Source organism: Caenispirillum salinarum (genome assembly GCF_044803115.1).
In the GTDB taxonomy this organism is placed as follows: Bacteria; Pseudomonadota; Alphaproteobacteria; order Rhodospirillales; family Rhodospirillaceae; genus Caenispirillum; species Caenispirillum salinarum_A.
The window spans coordinates 4,658,677-4,673,465 of sequence record NZ_CP085224.1; the positions used below are offsets into that span (position 1 = coordinate 4,658,677).

A 14,789-nucleotide genomic window follows, 5' to 3' on the forward strand; every position below is an offset into this window, starting at 1 on the left:
GAGGAAGCTCTAACCGTCCTCGAGATGGAACAGGGATGCCACGCCCAGCAGCAGCGTCACCGCCGCCGGCGACCACGCCGCCAGCACCAGGGGCAACGTTTCGGACAATCCCAGGGCATAAGTGACCTTGCTGTAGAAGTACAGCGCGAACCCCGCGATCACGCCGCCCAGGACGCGCATCATCAGCTTGCCGGAGCGCAGGTTGGGATTGATGGTGAACACCGCCGCCACCAGCACCATGGCCGCCAGCAGCACCGGCGAGGCCAGCAGGGTGTGCCAGTACAGGGTGTGACGGTGGGCCGAGAATCCGGCGGCCTCGAAGAAGCGGATGAACTCGGGCAGTTCCCAGAACGACACGCTTTCCGGCTGGGCGAACTTTTCCTGGATGCGGCCGATGGTCAGCGTGGTCGGCAGCGTCATGCTCTCCAGGTGCTCGCTGGGCAGGCCCGGCGCCATCACCCACACGTCCTTCAGCGCGAACTCCTGGTCGGCCAGTTCGGCGCTCCTCGCCTCGATGCGGCGGATGAAGTCGTCCTCGCCCTTCATCTCGAACACCGAGACGCCGCTCATGTGCAGGGTGTAGTTGTCCTGCCGGACGAATTCGGCGCGCATGACGGCGGTGCGCTCGCCGGGGCCGGCCTCGCGCAGCCACAGGCCGCCGCCGCTCAGTTCCAGCGTGCCGTCCGGGTCCTGCTCGACGAACTCCTGCTCCATGGCCTGGTAGCGGGCGAACAGCTTGGCGCCGACGGGATTGACGACCGTCACCTGAAAGGCGCCGATCAGCATCGTCGCCACCAGGATGGGCGCCAGGAACTGCCAGGCAGAGACGCCGGCGGCGCGCAGGATCACCAGTTCGGACGTGCGCGACAGCCGCCAGAACGCCACCATCCCGCCGATCAGCACCACGAAGGGCAGCACCGTCTGGATCATGTTGGGCAGCTTCAGCAGCGCCATCATGACCAGCGTCGCGGCCGGCGTGCCCGTGTCGGCGGCGCGGCGCAATAGCTCGATCAGGTCGAACAGCAGGATCAACCCGGCGATCACCAGCAGCGTTCCCAGGAACGCCATCAGGAAGTTCCGCGTCACGTAGCGCGAGAGAGTCGGATAGATCCGCAACACGAGACCGATTGTCCTTTGCATGGCCGGACGCGACGGCGCATTCTAGCCGCGCAATCGCGCCCGCGAAACCGCCGGAGGCATCCCGCCGCCCCGGCCGGGCATTTTTGTGCAGCGCGGCAACCGCAACACCAAGCCGCACCGGAGTATGGGGAGCAGGGTCACATGGTTCAACTCACGCGCATCTACACCCGTGGCGGCGACAAAGGCAAGACGTCGCTGGGCGATGGCAAGCGCGTCCCCAAGCACGATCTGCGTGTCGACGCCTACGGCACCGTCGATGAAGTGAACGCCGTCATCGGCCTGGCGCGGCTGCACACCGCCGGTTCGACCGCCGACCAGATGCTCATGCGCATCCAGAACGACCTGTTCGACCTGGGCGCCGACCTGTGCATTCCCCTGCCCGAAGAGGCCGCCGATCCCGAGGCCGAAAAGATGGCCCTGCGCATCGAATCGGGCCAGGTGGAGCGCCTGGAGGCGGAAATCGACTCCATGAACGCCGACCTGGAGCCGCTGAAAAGCTTCGTGCTGCCGGGCGGCGATCCGGCGGCGGCGCACCTGCACCTGGGCCGCACCGTGGCCCGCCGCGCCGAGCGCGTGATGACCGCCCTGGCCGAGGCGGAGGGCGTGAATCCCGAGGCGATCCGCTATATGAATCGCCTGTCGGACCACCTTTTCGTCATGGCCCGATACCTGAATGCGCAGGGGCCGGGCGATGTGCTGTGGGTGCCCGGCGGCAACCGTTGATCGTAACAAATGAAAATCGAACCTGGCCGTGATTGACACGAAATTCCAGACACTTTATTTTGCGCCGCAAACAAAAGGTTGCGCGTAGCGCGCGACGACGGGCCGAAACGTGTCATAGTCCGGCCGTTATGCCCCGTCGGGGGAGAAAGACCGAACGCAACCGCTGAGACAGGAAATCCATGAAGGTTCTCGTCGCCGTCAAGCGGGTCGTCGACTACAACGTCAAGATCCGCGTCAAAGCAGACCAGTCCGGCGTTGAAACGTCCAACGTCAAGATGTCCATGAACCCCTTCGACGAAATTGCAGTCGAAGAAGCCGTGCGCCTGAAAGAGGCCGGCACGGCGACCGAGGTCGTGGCCGTCAGCATGGGCGTTCAGCAAAGCCAGGAGACCCTCCGCACCGCGCTCGCCATGGGCGCGGACCGTGGCGTCCTCGTCCAGACCGACGAGGAACTGCAGCCGCTGGCGGTCGCCAAGCTGCTGAAGTCGGTGGTGGAAAAAGAGCAGCCGGACCTGGTGGTCCTCGGCAAGCAGGCCATCGACGACGACAGCAACCAGACCGGCCAGATGCTCGCCGCCCTGATGGGCTGGCCGCAGGGCACCTTCGCCTCGAAGGTGGAACTGGCGGACGGCTCGGTGCAGGTCACCCGCGAGATCGACGGCGGCCTGGAGACGGTCAAGCTGAAGATGCCGGCCGTGGTCACCACCGACCTGCGCCTGAACCAGCCGCGCTATGCGTCGCTGCCCAACATCATGAAGGCGAAAAAGAAGCCGATCGAGACGCTCTCGCCGTCCGATCTGGGCGTTGACGTCGCGCCGCGCCTCACGACCCTCAAGGTCGAGGAGCCCGCCGCGCGCAAGGGCGGCATCAAGGTGCCCGACGTCGCCACCCTGGTCGACAAGCTGAAGAACGAAGCGAAGGTGATCTGATGAGCATTCTCGTCATCGGCGAAGTTTTCGAGGGCGCCCTGCGCTCGAGCGTCTACCCGACCGTCACCGCCGCCAAGCAGTTGTCCGACAAGGGCGCCGGCGACATCCACCTGCTGGTCGCCGGCAAGGACATCGGCCCCGCCGCCGAGGCCGCCGCCAAGATCGACGGCGTCGCCAAGGTGCTGAAGGTGGACGCGGAAACCTACGCCCACCCGCTGGCCGAGCCCCTGTCGCTGCTGATCAAGGGCATGGCCGAGGGCTACAGCCACATCCTGGCGCCGGCCGATACCTTCGGCAAGAACGTCATGCCGCGCGTCGCCGCGCTGCTGGACGTGGCGCAGATTTCCGAGATTTCCGAAGTGCTGGAGCAGGACACCTTCGTCCGCCCCATCTACGCCGGCAACGCCATGGCCACCGTGCAGTCCAAGGACGCGATCAAGATCGTGACCGTGCGCGGCACCAACTTCGACGGCGCGGCCCCCGAGGGCGGCTCGGCTCCCGTCGAGGACGCGAGCGCGGGCGATGATCCGGCCGTCTCCAGCTTCGTCGGCCAGGAACTCTCGAAGTCCGAGCGCCCCGAGCTGACCAGCGCCAAGATCGTCGTCTCCGGCGGCCGCGGCATGGGCTCGGGCGAGAACTTCAAGCACATCGAGGCGCTGGCCGACAAGCTGGGTGCCGCCGTCGGTGCCTCGCGCGCCGCCGTCGACGCCGGCTTCGTGCCCAACGACTACCAGGTCGGCCAGACCGGCAAGGTCGTCGCGCCGGAACTGTACATCGCGGTGGGCATCTCGGGGGCCATCCAGCACCTTGCTGGCATGAAGGACTCCAAGGTGATCGTCGCCATCAACAAGGACGAGGAAGCGCCCATCTTCCAGGTCGCCGACTACGGCCTCGTCGCTGACCTGTTCCAGGCCCTGCCGGAGCTGGAGCAGGAAATCGACAAGGTCAAATAAGTCACTGCAAAGCAAAAAGCGCGAGCGTAGAGGCTTCTCTGGGTCGTACAGCATTGCCAGCCAAGGAAAGGCCAGTTTCATGATCAAGAAGATCGGCGTTATCGGCGCCGGCCAGATGGGTAACGGCATCGCCCACGTGTGCGCCCTGAACGGTTACGACGTCCAGCTCGTGGACATCAACCCCGCTCAACTCGAGAAGGCTCTGGGCGTCATCGGGAAGAACCTCGACCGCCAGCTCAAGAAGGGCAAGATCAGCGATGCGGACCGGCAAGCCACGCTGGACCGCATCGCCACCGGCACCGACTTCGAGTTCTCGACCTGCGACGTCGTCATCGAGGCGGCGACCGAGGACGAGGCCGTGAAGAAGGAGATCTTCGCCAAGGTCTGCCCGTCGCTGAAGCCGGAAGCGATTCTGTGCACCAACACCTCGTCGATCTCGGTCACGCGCCTGGGCGCCACCACCGACCGTCCCGGCAAGTTCATGGGCATGCACTTCATGAACCCCGTGCCGGTCATGCAGCTGGTGGAGCTGATCCGCGGCATCGCGACCGACGAGAGCACCTTTGCCGAAATCCGCACGTTCACCGAGTCGCTGAACAAGCAGCCGGTGAACGCCGAGGATTTCCCGGCCTTCATCGTCAACCGCATCCTGCTGCCGATGATCAACGAAGCCGTCTACACCCTCTATGAGGGCGTGGGTTCGGTGGAGGCCATCGACACGGCGATGAAGCTGGGCGCCAACCACCCGATGGGCCCGCTGGAACTGGCGGACTTCATCGGCCTGGACGTGTGCCTGGCGGTGATGCACGTGCTGCACGACGGCCTGGCGGACACCAAGTACCGCCCCTGCCCGCTGCTCGTGAAGTACGTCGAGGCCGGCTGGCTGGGTCGCAAGACCGGCAAGGGCTTCTACGACTACGCGGGCGAAACGCCGGTGCCGACCCGCTAAAGGGTCACCATCGGCGGGTGGCGCAGCCACCCTGCCTTGTGCTAAACGGCCTCCGGAGCCTCTCCGGAGGCCGTTTTTTGTGATCCGCCGACGGGCACTTACATCCCCCCGGACCCGAGGCTGAAGGAGCGGCGAGCGTGCAGAAACTGACCCAGGGCTGGCGGCCCTATGTCCTGCTGACCCTGTTGTGCGCCCTGATCTACGTTCCGGGCATCGCGCAGGTCCCGCCCCTGGACCGCGACGAAAGCCGGTTCGTCCAGGCCACCCGTCAGATGATGGTCACCGACGACTACGTCACCATCTGGTTCCAGGACCAGCCGCGCCACAAGAAGCCCGTCGGCATCCATTGGCTGCAGTCGGCCAGCGTCTCGGCGCTGGGGCATCCGGAAGCGGCGGACATCTGGCCGTACCGGCTGGTCTCGGTGATCGGCGCGACGGCGGCGGTGTTGCTGACCTTCTACTTTGGCGCTGCCTTCTTCGACCGGCGCGTGGCGCTATTGGGCGCCGGCATCATGGCGGCAACCCTCATGCTGGCGACCGAGGCGCACCAGGCGAAAACAGATGCCGTCCTGCTGGCCTGCGTGGTGGCCGCCCAGGGCGCCTTCGGCCGCTTCTACCTGCAGGGCAAGGGGGCGGCGAAATCGGCTCCACCGTCGTGGAACGCCATCCTGTTCTGGTTCGCCATCGGCGCCGGGATCATGATCAAGGGACCCGTGGTGCCGGTCATCGCGCTGCTGACCATGATCACCGTCGCCATCGCCGACCGTTCCATCGGCTGGCTGCACGGGTTGCGGCCGGTCATGGGCGTTCCGCTGGTGCTGGCCGTCGTGCTGCCCTGGTATCTGGCGGTGAACGAGGCCACCGACGGCGGCTTCATCGCCGAAGCGGTCGGCAAGGACCTGCTGCCCAAGCTGCTCAGCGGCCAGGAAAGCCACGGCGCGCCACCGGGCTACTACCTGCTGCTGGCGCTGGTGACCTTCTGGCCCGGCAGCCTGTTCCTGTGGCCGAGCCTGTGGCGCGGCTGGAAGGAGCGCAAGACGACGCCCGCCATCCGCTACCTGCTGGCGTGGATCATTCCCGCCTGGATCATGTTCGAGCTGGTGCCCACCAAGCTGCCCCACTACACGCTGCCGCTCTACCCGGCGCTGGCGCTTCTGGTGGCGAGCACCCTGTTCGCCGTGCGCGACCGCACCTACGACCTGCTGTCATCGCCCGGCGCGCGGGTCTGGTACGGTGTCTGGGCGGTCGTCGGACTGGCACTGGCCGGCGCGAGCGTCGCCCTGCCCATCGTCTACGGCGACGGCATGGAGTGGTGGAGCATTCCCCTGGCCCTGGTGGCCCTGGCCTCGGCCGCGTGGCCGTTGTGGCACGCCTTCCGCCGGCGGTTCCTCAACGCCATGGTTGTCGCCGGCGGTCTGGCGGGCGCCGTGTACATCGGCGTGTTCTCCCTGCTTCTGCCCGACATGGAGCGGCTGGCCGTCAGTCCCCGCCTCGTGGCCGCCTACGACGCCGTGGCGCCGGGCCGGCCGCATCCGCTGGTTTCCGCCGGCTACACCGAACCCAGCCTCGTCTTCCTGGCGGGAACGGAGACCCGGCTGACCACCGGCCAGGGCGCTGCGGCGCACCTGATCGAGAACCCGGGTGCCGTCGCCGCCGTGGAAAGCCGGCATGAGCAGCAGTTCAAGGATGCCATCGCCGCCGCGCCGGGCGTGCAGGTCGAGCCGCTGGAAACCCTCCGCGGCTTCAACTATTCCCGCGGGCGCGACATCACCATCACCCTCTACCGTTCCAAGGCTTCCGGATGATGCTTACCGCAGACCGTTTTGCCCTGCTCCGCCGCCCCCGCTGGGCCGGCGCCTTCGCGCTGGCGGCGCTGGTGGTGGTGTCCATCGGCCTCGTCGACAAGCCGCTGACCCTGTGGCTGCACGCCAACATCTCGCAGACCGACTATGGCTTCTGGCGCTCCGTCAGCAAGATCGGCGAGGCGGGCGTGTGGTACATCCTGGCGGTGGGCATGCTGGCGGCGTCGGAAGTCCGCCGTCGCATCGCCTGGACGCTGGACGGCGCGGCGGAACAACTGCGCCGGGTCCGCGCCTGGGGCTTCATGGTGCTGTCCATGCTGCTGAGCGGCGCGTTGATCCACGTCGTGAAGTTCACCACCGGCCGCATCCGGCCAGAGGACATGCTGAACACCGACACGCCGCTGTACGGCTTCTATCCGTTCTCGGGCGAGCAGTCGTTTCCCTCGGGCCACAGCCAGGCGATCTTCTCGGCCATGGTGGCACTGGGCGTCCTGTTCCCGCGCCACCGCTGGTGGTTCCTCGGCATCGCGACGCTGGTGGCCTTCAGCCGCGTCGCCACCTACCAGCACTTCCTGTCCGACATCATCGCCGGCAGCGCCATCGGCGCGCTGGTGACGCTGGCGCTGGCGCGGAAGTTCTCCAGGAAGGCATCGCTGCGCCTGGGGAAGGAGGTATGATCGCGGTCACCCGTCTGCCGGCGTTCGCTCGGCCAGTTTGCGCAGGGCGGCGATGAAGTCGGGATGGGCCCATTCCGCGATGCCCTCGCGGTAGGCCAGTTTCTCGCCTTCGGGGCCGATCAGCACCGTCGTCGGCATCCCGCGGATCTGAAAGGCCCGCGCCAGCCCCTGGCGCTGGTCGCCGTAGACGTCGAGGTGGTCGAGCCCCTGCTCGCGCAGCCAGGCCGGCGCCACCTCCAGCGGCTTGCGGTCCTCGTTCAGCGCGATGACGGTGATCGGGTCATCCTTGGTGGCCGCTGCGAGGGCGTCCAGGTCGGGCATTTCCTTGACGCAGGGGGCGCACCAGGTGGCCCAGAAGTTCAGCACCACCACCTGTCCGGCAAAGTCCGCCAGCGTCACCTCCTCCCCCTCGGCGGTGAGAAACGGCTCTTGCGGCAAGGGGGCGGGGTTCTCCACTTTCACCATGAAGGGCACGATGATGCCGTCGATCTCGGCGGCCATCGGGTCCTGGCCCCTTGCGATCTGGACCGTTATGGTCATTATCACCAGGGCGGCTGCCAACAGGCCCGCGCCGAACACCATCGTCTTTCTGCCAGCGACCATTTCCTGAAGAGCCCCTTATGAGCGATACCAAAAAGCAGGCCTCCACCATGTGGGGCGGCCGGTTCAAGAGCGGTCCGTCGGCCATCATGGAGAAGATCAACGCCTCCATCGGCTTCGACCAGCGCTTCTACCGCCAGGACATCCTGGGCTCCAAGGCCCACTGCACCATGCTGGTGCGCCAGGGAATCCTGAGCGAGGACGACGGACGCGCCATCCTGGACGGCCTGGACCAGGTCCTGCAAGAGATCGAGGCCGGACAGTTCGAGTTCAAGGCCGAACTTGAGGACATCCACATGAACGTGGAGGCCCGCCTGGCGGAGATCGTCGGCGAGCCGGCCGGGCGCCTGCACACCGCGCGCTCGCGCAACGACCAGGTGGCGACCGACTTCCGCCTGTGGACGCGCGACGCCATCGACCTGGTCGATCAGGGGCTCGAAGGATTGCAGCGCGCGCTGGTGGCCCAGGCGGAAGCGCACGCGGAAACGGTCATGCCCGGCTTCACGCACCTTCAGGCCGCGCAGCCCATCACCTTCGGCCATCACATGATGGCCTACGTGGAGATGGTCGGCCGCGACCGGGGCCGCTTCGCCGACTGCCGCACGCGCCTGAACGAAAGCCCGCTGGGCGCGGCCGCGCTGGCCGGCACCAGTTTCCCCATCGACCGCCACGCCACGGCGGAAATGCTGGGCTTCGACCGTCCCTGCGCCAATTCGCTGGATGCCGTGTCGGACCGCGATTTCGCGCTGGAGTTCCTGTCGGCGGCGTCCATCTGCGCCGTCCACCTGTCGCGCCTGGCCGAGGAACTGGTCATCTGGACCACCGCCCAGTTCGCCTTCGTGCGGCTGTCCGACGGCTTCTCCACCGGCTCGTCCATCATGCCGCAGAAGCGCAATCCCGACGCCGCCGAGCTGGTGCGCGCCAAGGCGGGGCGCGTGATCGGCGACCTCAACAGCCTGCTCATCGTCATGAAGGGCCTGCCGCTGGCCTATTCCAAGGACATGCAGGACGACAAGGAGCCGGTGTTCGAGGCCTTCGATACGCTGGAACTGTGCATCGCCGCCATGGCCGGCATGATCGCCGACCTGGAGGTCAACACCGACCGCTGCCGCGAGGCCGCGTCGGCCGGCTTCACCACCGCCACGGACCTGGCAGACTGGCTGGTGCGCGAACTGAACATGCCCTTCCGCAAGGCCCACCACGTCACCGGCTCGCTGGTCAAGATGGCCGAGGACAAGGGCTGCGACCTGCCGGACCTGAGCCTGGAAGAGATGCAGTCCGTCGAGCCCGGCATCACGGAAGGCGCCCTGGCGGTGCTGACGGTGGAAAACTCGGTCAAGAGCCGCACCAGCTTCGGCGGCACGGCGCCCCAGAACGTGCGCTCCGCCGCCCATGCGGCGCGCGACGTCTTCCTGGCCGACGCCCCGACCATCGACGAGGACAGCAAGGGAGAGCCTTTGGCATGACGACGCGCCACCTCAAGACCATCGGCCGTCTGGCCGTCGTGATGCTCGTGGTCGCCACCGTGGCCGTCCCGCTGGCCGCCTGCGGCAAGCGGGGCGCCAACGAGCGGCCCGAGGACGCGACCTGGCCCCGCAGCTATCCCGCCTACTGAGGCCGTTCACCATGCATCATTTCACGTCCCGCGACGGCGTCCTCCACTGCGAGGACGTGTCGCTCGAGCGGATCGCGGCCGAGGTCGGCACGCCCGTCTATGTCTATTCCACCGCCACCCTGGCGCGGCACTGGGGCGTCTTCACCGGCGCACTGAAGGATGCCGGGCTGGACGCGACCGTCTGCTTCGCCACCAAGGCCAACGGCAATGTCGCCGTCCTGCGCACGTTGGCCGACCTGGGCGCGGGCGCCGACGTGGTCTCGGGCGGGGAGCTGTTCGTGGCGCGTCATGCGGGCGTTCCCGCCGACCGCATCGTGTTCTCGGGCGTCGGCAAGACCCGCGACGAACTGGCCTATGCGCTCGATGAAGGCATCTTCCAGATCAACGTCGAAAGCGAGTCCGAGCTGGAAATGCTGGACGCGGTCGCGCGCGAGAAGGGCATGCGGGCGCCCATCGCCATCCGCATCAATCCGGACGTGGAAGCCGGCACGCACGAGAAGATCACCACGGGCAAATTCGACAACAAATTCGGCATTGCCTGGACCCAGGCCCACGCGCTCTACCGCAAGGCCGCCGGCATGGACGGCATCGCGGTGAAGGCCATCGCCATGCACATCGGCAGCCAGATCGCCGACCTCTCGCCCTTCGACGCCGCCTTCGGCCGCATGCGCGACCTGCTGGCGATCCTGCGCAAGGACGGCATCGAGATCGAGCGCCTGGACATCGGCGGCGGCCTGGGCGTGCCCTACGACCGCGAGGGCGACCCCACCCCCATGCCGCCGGCCGACTACGCCCGCGTGATCGCGCGCAACCTGGGCGACCTGGGCTGCCGCCTGGTGCTGGAGCCCGGCCGCCTCATCACCGCCAACGCGGGCGTGCTGCTGAGCCGGGTGGTGCACCGGAAGGAGGGCGCGACGCGCACCTTCCTCATCTGCGACGCCGGCATGAACGACCTGGCCCGCCCGGCCATGTACGACGCCTTCCACGCCATCGAACCCGTCCGCGCGCCTGCGCCGGGCGTGGAGAATGAGCATGTGGACGTCGTCGGCCCCATCTGCGAGAGCAGCGACGTCTTCGGCAAGCAGCGCGCCCTGCCGCCCATGCGGGCCGACGACCTTCTGGTGTTCCGCACGGCCGGGGCCTATGGCGCGACCATGTCCAACATGTACAACGGCCGCCCGCTGGTGCCCGAGGTGCTGGTGAAGGACGGGGACTACGCCGTGGTCCGCCGCCGCCCGTCGTGGGAGGAAATGATCGCGCTGGAAAGCCCCGCACCCTGGCAGGGGTGAGGGGCGGCGAAGGTCAGTGCTCGGCCAGCGCCCGGACGTGCACATAATCGGCGGCGCATCCCGTGGGAGCCCCTCAACTTGCGCGGAGCCCTTCTCACGACGCCGACCTTGGACGGCGAGCTGTATTCGATGCGTGTCGCGGGCCGCTTCGTGAGCGTCTCGCCGCCCTTGCCACGGGCGCGGGAATGCACTACCCCTTGAGCCTCCATCGGTGGCCGCGCAGCAATGGCGGCCGGCCACCGCATCCGTCCACCGGAAAGGGTCAGACGCCGCGCCCATGCGCATCTTCCGGCATTACGAGGAAGTTTCCCCCGACGTGCGCGGCGCCGTGATCGCGCTCGGCAACTTCGACGGCGTGCACCGCGGCCACCGCGTGGTGCTGGGCACCGCCCTGCGCATTGCGCGGGAAACGGCTGCGCCCGCCGCCGCCATGACCTTCGAGCCGCACCCCCGCATGGTGTTCCGGCCGGACCTGGAGCCTTTCCGCCTGACCAGCTTCCGCACCAAGTCGCGCCATATCGCGGCGCTGGGGCTGGATTTCCTCTACGCCCAGCACTTCGACACGGCCTTCGCCTCGAAGACGGCGGAAGAGTTCGTGCGCGACGTGCTGGTGGACGGCCTGGGCGTCAGCCACGTCGTCGTCGGTGCGGACTACGTGTTCGGCAAGGGCCGCCAGGGCGACGTCGCCTTCCTGCGCCGCATGGCCGCCGAGCATGGCTTCGACGTCACTTCCGTCGGGTCGGTCACCGCCGACGACGGCACCGTCTACAGCTCCACCAACATTCGCCAGGCCCTGCGCGACGGCAATCCGCGCGACGCCGCCCGCCTGCTGGGCCGGTTCTGGGAAATCGAGGGCCGGGTGGAGCATGGCGACAAACGCGGCCGCACCATCGGCTTTCCGACCGCCAATGTTTCCATCGGCGAGCTTCTGCGTCCGGCCGTCGGCGTCTATGCCGTGCGCGCGGGCGTGGATGCCGGCGAGAACACCGTGTGGATGGACGGCGTCGCGAATTTCGGCCGCCGTCCCACCTTCGACAAGCAGACCCTGCTGCTGGAGGTCCACCTGTTCGACCGCCAGATCGACCTGTACGGCGAGCACCTGCGCGTCGCCCTGGTCGACCACCTGCGCGGCGAGCGCAAGTTCTCGGGCATCGACGAGTTGCGCGCCCAAATCCAGCGCGACGGCGAGGCCGCCCGCCGCATTCTCGCCACGCTGCCGGGGCACGGTGAGGCCGCGCCGGAAGTGGCCTGGCCCGACGCCTTTGACGCGCCCGGCCCCGCATCCTCCTGACCCGCCCGACCCGTCCAGCCGCCACCACGAGCCGCCCCGCATGAGCTTCCGTCCCCGCCGCCTGGTTCCCGGCCTGATCCTGGCCCTGGTCATCCTGGTGGTCGACCAGTTGAGCAAGATCACCATCGTCGGCACCGTCATGGACCCGCCGCGCGTGATCGAGGTGACCGGCTTCTTCAATCTGGTCATGGCGTGGAACTACGGCGTTTCCTTCGGCCTGTTCAACGAGCCGGGCACCCAGCGCTGGATGCTCATCGCTTTGGCGCTCGCCGTCTCGGCGGCGCTGGCGGTGTGGATGACGCGCGAGCCGGCGCCGGCGACCCGGCTGGCGCTGGGAGCCATTATCGGCGGGGCCATCGGCAACGTGATCGACCGGGTGCGCTGGGGGGCCGTCGCGGACTTTCTCGATTTCCATGCTTTCGGCTATCATTGGCCCGCCTTCAACGTGGCGGATGCCGCCATCGTGGTGGGCGCCGCCGTTCTGGTGCTCGACAACCTGTTCCGTCCCGCCGCGAAACAATCCGACTGACCGCGGCGGTCTGTGGAGTTTTGGACCCGTGATGCTTCGACCCTCGATGCGATCCCTTGCAACGGCCGGCGGCCTGGTGCTGCTGGCCCTGGGGCTGACCGCCTGCGGCAGCGACACCAAGCAGATGCTGGGCCTGGAGCGCACGCCGCCCGATGAGTTCGCCGTGGTCTCGCGCGCGCCGCTGTCGGTGCCGCCCGAATTCTCGCTGCGCCCGCCGGAGCCCGGCGCCGCGCGCCCGCAGGAAGGCCGCGCCAGCGACCGCGCCCGCCGCGCGCTGACCGGCACGGAAATGCAGGCCGCCTACCGCCGCGCCGGCCTCAGCCCCGGCGAGTCCACCCTGCTCGCGCGCACCGGCGCCGCCAACGTGCCCGAGGACATACGCGCCACCATCGACCGCGAGTCCAGCGTGCTTGCCGCCAAGGGGCAGGCCTTCACCGAGCGCCTGGTGTTCTGGCGCGACGCGGAAGCGCCGGGCGCGGTGGTTGATCCCGAGGCCGAGAATCGCCGCATCCGCGAGAACCAGGCCCTGGGCGAGCCCGTTACCAAGGGCGAAACGCCCCGGATCGAGCGCAAGGAAAAAGCCATCTTCGAAGGGCTGTTCTGAACCGGCCGATAAGCTTTCAGGACCGCGCGGCTGCTTGAGGCGCAGCGCCGCGCGGCCCATATCACGCGCAATCCGATGTCCGGGCCCGCCGGCGGAGGTTTCGATCCGCCAGCGGGCCCGCGGCGTATCTGCGGTGCCCACCGCCCTTGAGGGAGACGTTCATGCCGTCCGCAGCCGTCCTGCCGAAACCCGCCTCCGCCGCCGTCCGCCGCGTTGCCGGCACGCTGGGGCTGGCGGCCCTCCTCGCCCTGCCGCTTGCACCGCACGCTCTCGCCGCCGAGGAAAAGCCGGCCGGCGGAGAGGCCTCCGCCGGGATTGGGGAAAAGGTGTTCGACGCCCACACCTTCACCCTGGACAACGGCCTGCAGGTGGTGGTCATCCCCGACCACCGCGTGCCCGTCGTGACGCAGATGGTGTGGTACAAGGTGGGCGCCGCCGACGAGCCGCCGGGCAAGTCGGGCATCGCCCATCTGTTCGAACACCTGATGTTCAAGGCCACCGACGAGATCCCGGCCGGTGAGTTCTCGAAGATCGTCGCGCGCAACGGCGGCAACGACAACGCCTTCACCAGCAGCGACTACACCGCCTACTTCCAGAACATCGCCGCCGACCGCCTGGACCTGGTGATGAAGATGGAGGCCGACCGCATGGCCGACCTCCGCCTGGATGAAAAGACGGTGCTGACCGAGCGCGCCGTGGTGCTGGAGGAACGCCTGTCGCGCGTCGCCAACGAGCCCGGCGCCCTGCTGGGCGAGCGCGTCGACCTGGCGCTGTGGACCGTCCACCCCTATCGCAATCCCGTCATCGGCTGGGAACATGAACTGTCCGAGCTGACCCAGGACGACGCGGCGGACTTCTACCGGAAGTGGTACGCCCCCAACAACGCCACCCTGGTCATCGCCGGCGACGTCACGGTCGATCAGGTGCGCGAGCTGGCGGAGAAGCACTACGGCCCCATCAAGCGTGGCCCCGACTTCACGCGCGAGCGCGTCACCGACCTGCCGCCGGGCGCCGACACGCGGGTCGTCATGCGCCACCCGCGCGTCACCCAGCCGTCGTGGAACCGCCAGTACGTGGCGCCCAGCTACAACATCGGCGAGGACTGGAAGCCCTACGCGCTTCAGGTGCTGTCCGAAATTCTGGGCGGCGGCACCACCAGCCGGCTCTATCAGGATCTGGTAGTGGACGAGAAGGTCGCGGTTTCCGCCGGTGCCTGGTATCGCGCAACCGCCGTGGACTACGGCGTCTTCGGCTTCTACGGCACGCCCGCACCGGGCCGGGACCCCGACGCGGTGGAAGCCGCCATCGAGGCGCGCATCGCCGACGTGCTGGAAAACGGCGTCGCCGAGGAAGAGGTCGAACAGGCCAAGCAGCGCCTGCGCGCCGGGCTGGTCTACGCCCGCGACTCCAGCCAGTCCGCCGCCCGCACCATCGGCGCCGCCCTGACCACCGGCTCGACGCTGGAGGACGTGCAGGCCTGGCCGTCGCGCATCGGCGCCGTCACCCGCGAGCAGGTGGTAGAGGCCGCGCGCTCCGTCCTGGGCGAAGGCCAGTCGGCCACCGGCATCCTGCTGCCGGAGAGCCCCGAGGAGACCGCCGCCGTGCCCGCCGATGCTCCCGCGCCCGCCGGCGGCGCCGGTTCCGCCATGCCCGCCGGCGACACCGCCGGCCACCCCGGTTGAGACCAG

General features: G+C 68.2%; 15 protein-coding genes. 13 read left to right on the forward strand and 2 right to left on the reverse strand.

Annotation, left to right across the window (positions count from 1 at the left end):
- Positions 1-9: 9 nt before the first annotated feature.
- Positions 10-1,119, reverse strand: a complete 1,110-nt coding sequence (lptG, locus tag LG334_RS21575; protein ID WP_404381380.1) for an LPS export ABC transporter permease LptG — start codon at positions 1,117-1,119, stop codon at positions 10-12.
- 162 nt (positions 1,120-1,281) lie between these two features.
- Here lptG and LG334_RS21580 point away from each other — a divergent pair, with 162 nt between their 5' ends.
- The 6 genes from LG334_RS21580 to LG334_RS21605 all read left to right on the forward strand — a co-directional run bounded on the left by LG334_RS21580 (position 1,282) and on the right by LG334_RS21605 (position 7,173).
- Entirely contained in the window at positions 1,282-1,863 is a 582-nt protein-coding gene (locus tag LG334_RS21580) for a cob(I)yrinic acid a,c-diamide adenosyltransferase (protein ID WP_404381382.1), read from the forward strand.
- Positions 1,864-2,042: 179 nt separating this feature from the next.
- Positions 2,043-2,792, forward strand: coding sequence for an electron transfer flavoprotein subunit beta/FixA family protein (locus LG334_RS21585; protein ID WP_404381384.1), 750 nt, complete (start codon positions 2,043-2,045; stop codon positions 2,790-2,792).
- On the forward strand, positions 2,792-3,745 hold the full coding sequence (locus LG334_RS21590; RefSeq protein ID WP_404381386.1) for an electron transfer flavoprotein subunit alpha/FixB family protein: 954 nt from the start codon (positions 2,792-2,794) through the stop codon (positions 3,743-3,745). The genes LG334_RS21585 and LG334_RS21590 overlap by 1 nt, the downstream gene beginning before the upstream one ends.
- 79 nt (positions 3,746-3,824) lie before the next feature.
- Positions 3,825-4,694, forward strand: coding sequence for a 3-hydroxybutyryl-CoA dehydrogenase (locus tag LG334_RS21595; RefSeq protein ID WP_404381388.1), 870 nt, complete (start codon positions 3,825-3,827; stop codon positions 4,692-4,694).
- A 137-nt stretch (positions 4,695-4,831) separates the two neighbouring features.
- Complete coding sequence (locus LG334_RS21600) at positions 4,832-6,499, forward strand: ArnT family glycosyltransferase (RefSeq protein ID WP_404381390.1); 1,668 nt, start codon at positions 4,832-4,834, stop codon at positions 6,497-6,499.
- Positions 6,496-7,173: a phosphatase PAP2 family protein gene (locus LG334_RS21605; RefSeq protein WP_404381392.1), complete on the forward strand. Its 678-nt coding sequence runs from the start codon at positions 6,496-6,498 to the stop codon at positions 7,171-7,173. The genes LG334_RS21600 and LG334_RS21605 overlap by 4 nt, the downstream gene beginning before the upstream one ends.
- 6 nt (positions 7,174-7,179) lie before the next feature.
- Here LG334_RS21605 and LG334_RS21610 read toward each other — a convergent pair whose 3' ends face one another.
- Entirely contained in the window at positions 7,180-7,776 is a 597-nt protein-coding gene (locus tag LG334_RS21610) for a TlpA disulfide reductase family protein (protein WP_404381394.1), read from the reverse strand.
- 17 nt (positions 7,777-7,793) lie between these two features.
- On the opposite strand from LG334_RS21610, the gene argH reads away from it, so the two are divergent.
- The 7 genes from argH to LG334_RS21645 all read left to right on the forward strand — a co-directional run bounded on the left by argH (position 7,794) and on the right by LG334_RS21645 (position 14,783).
- Positions 7,794-9,239, forward strand: a complete 1,446-nt coding sequence (gene argH, locus LG334_RS21615; protein ID WP_404381396.1) for an argininosuccinate lyase — start codon at positions 7,794-7,796, stop codon at positions 9,237-9,239.
- Positions 9,236-9,388 (forward strand): hypothetical protein, encoded by a 153-nt coding sequence (locus LG334_RS21620; RefSeq protein ID WP_404381398.1) that lies wholly within the window; start codon positions 9,236-9,238, stop codon positions 9,386-9,388. Before argH ends, LG334_RS21620 begins: the two co-directional genes overlap by 4 nt.
- 11 nt (positions 9,389-9,399) lie before the next feature.
- On the forward strand, positions 9,400-10,677 hold the full coding sequence (gene lysA / locus LG334_RS21625) for a diaminopimelate decarboxylase (protein WP_404381400.1): 1,278 nt from the start codon (positions 9,400-9,402) through the stop codon (positions 10,675-10,677).
- A gap of 277 nt (positions 10,678-10,954) precedes the next feature.
- Complete coding sequence (locus LG334_RS21630; RefSeq protein WP_404381402.1) at positions 10,955-11,968, forward strand: bifunctional riboflavin kinase/FAD synthetase; 1,014 nt, start codon at positions 10,955-10,957, stop codon at positions 11,966-11,968.
- Between the two features lie 40 nt (positions 11,969-12,008).
- Complete coding sequence (lspA, locus tag LG334_RS21635) at positions 12,009-12,497, forward strand: signal peptidase II (protein ID WP_404381404.1); 489 nt, start codon at positions 12,009-12,011, stop codon at positions 12,495-12,497.
- A gap of 31 nt (positions 12,498-12,528) precedes the next feature.
- Positions 12,529-13,101: a DUF3035 domain-containing protein gene (locus tag LG334_RS21640; protein WP_404386422.1), complete on the forward strand. Its 573-nt coding sequence runs from the start codon at positions 12,529-12,531 to the stop codon at positions 13,099-13,101.
- 161 nt (positions 13,102-13,262) lie between these two features.
- Positions 13,263-14,783: a M16 family metallopeptidase gene (locus LG334_RS21645; protein ID WP_404381406.1), complete on the forward strand. Its 1,521-nt coding sequence runs from the start codon at positions 13,263-13,265 to the stop codon at positions 14,781-14,783.
- Positions 14,784-14,789: the final 6 nt, after the last annotated feature.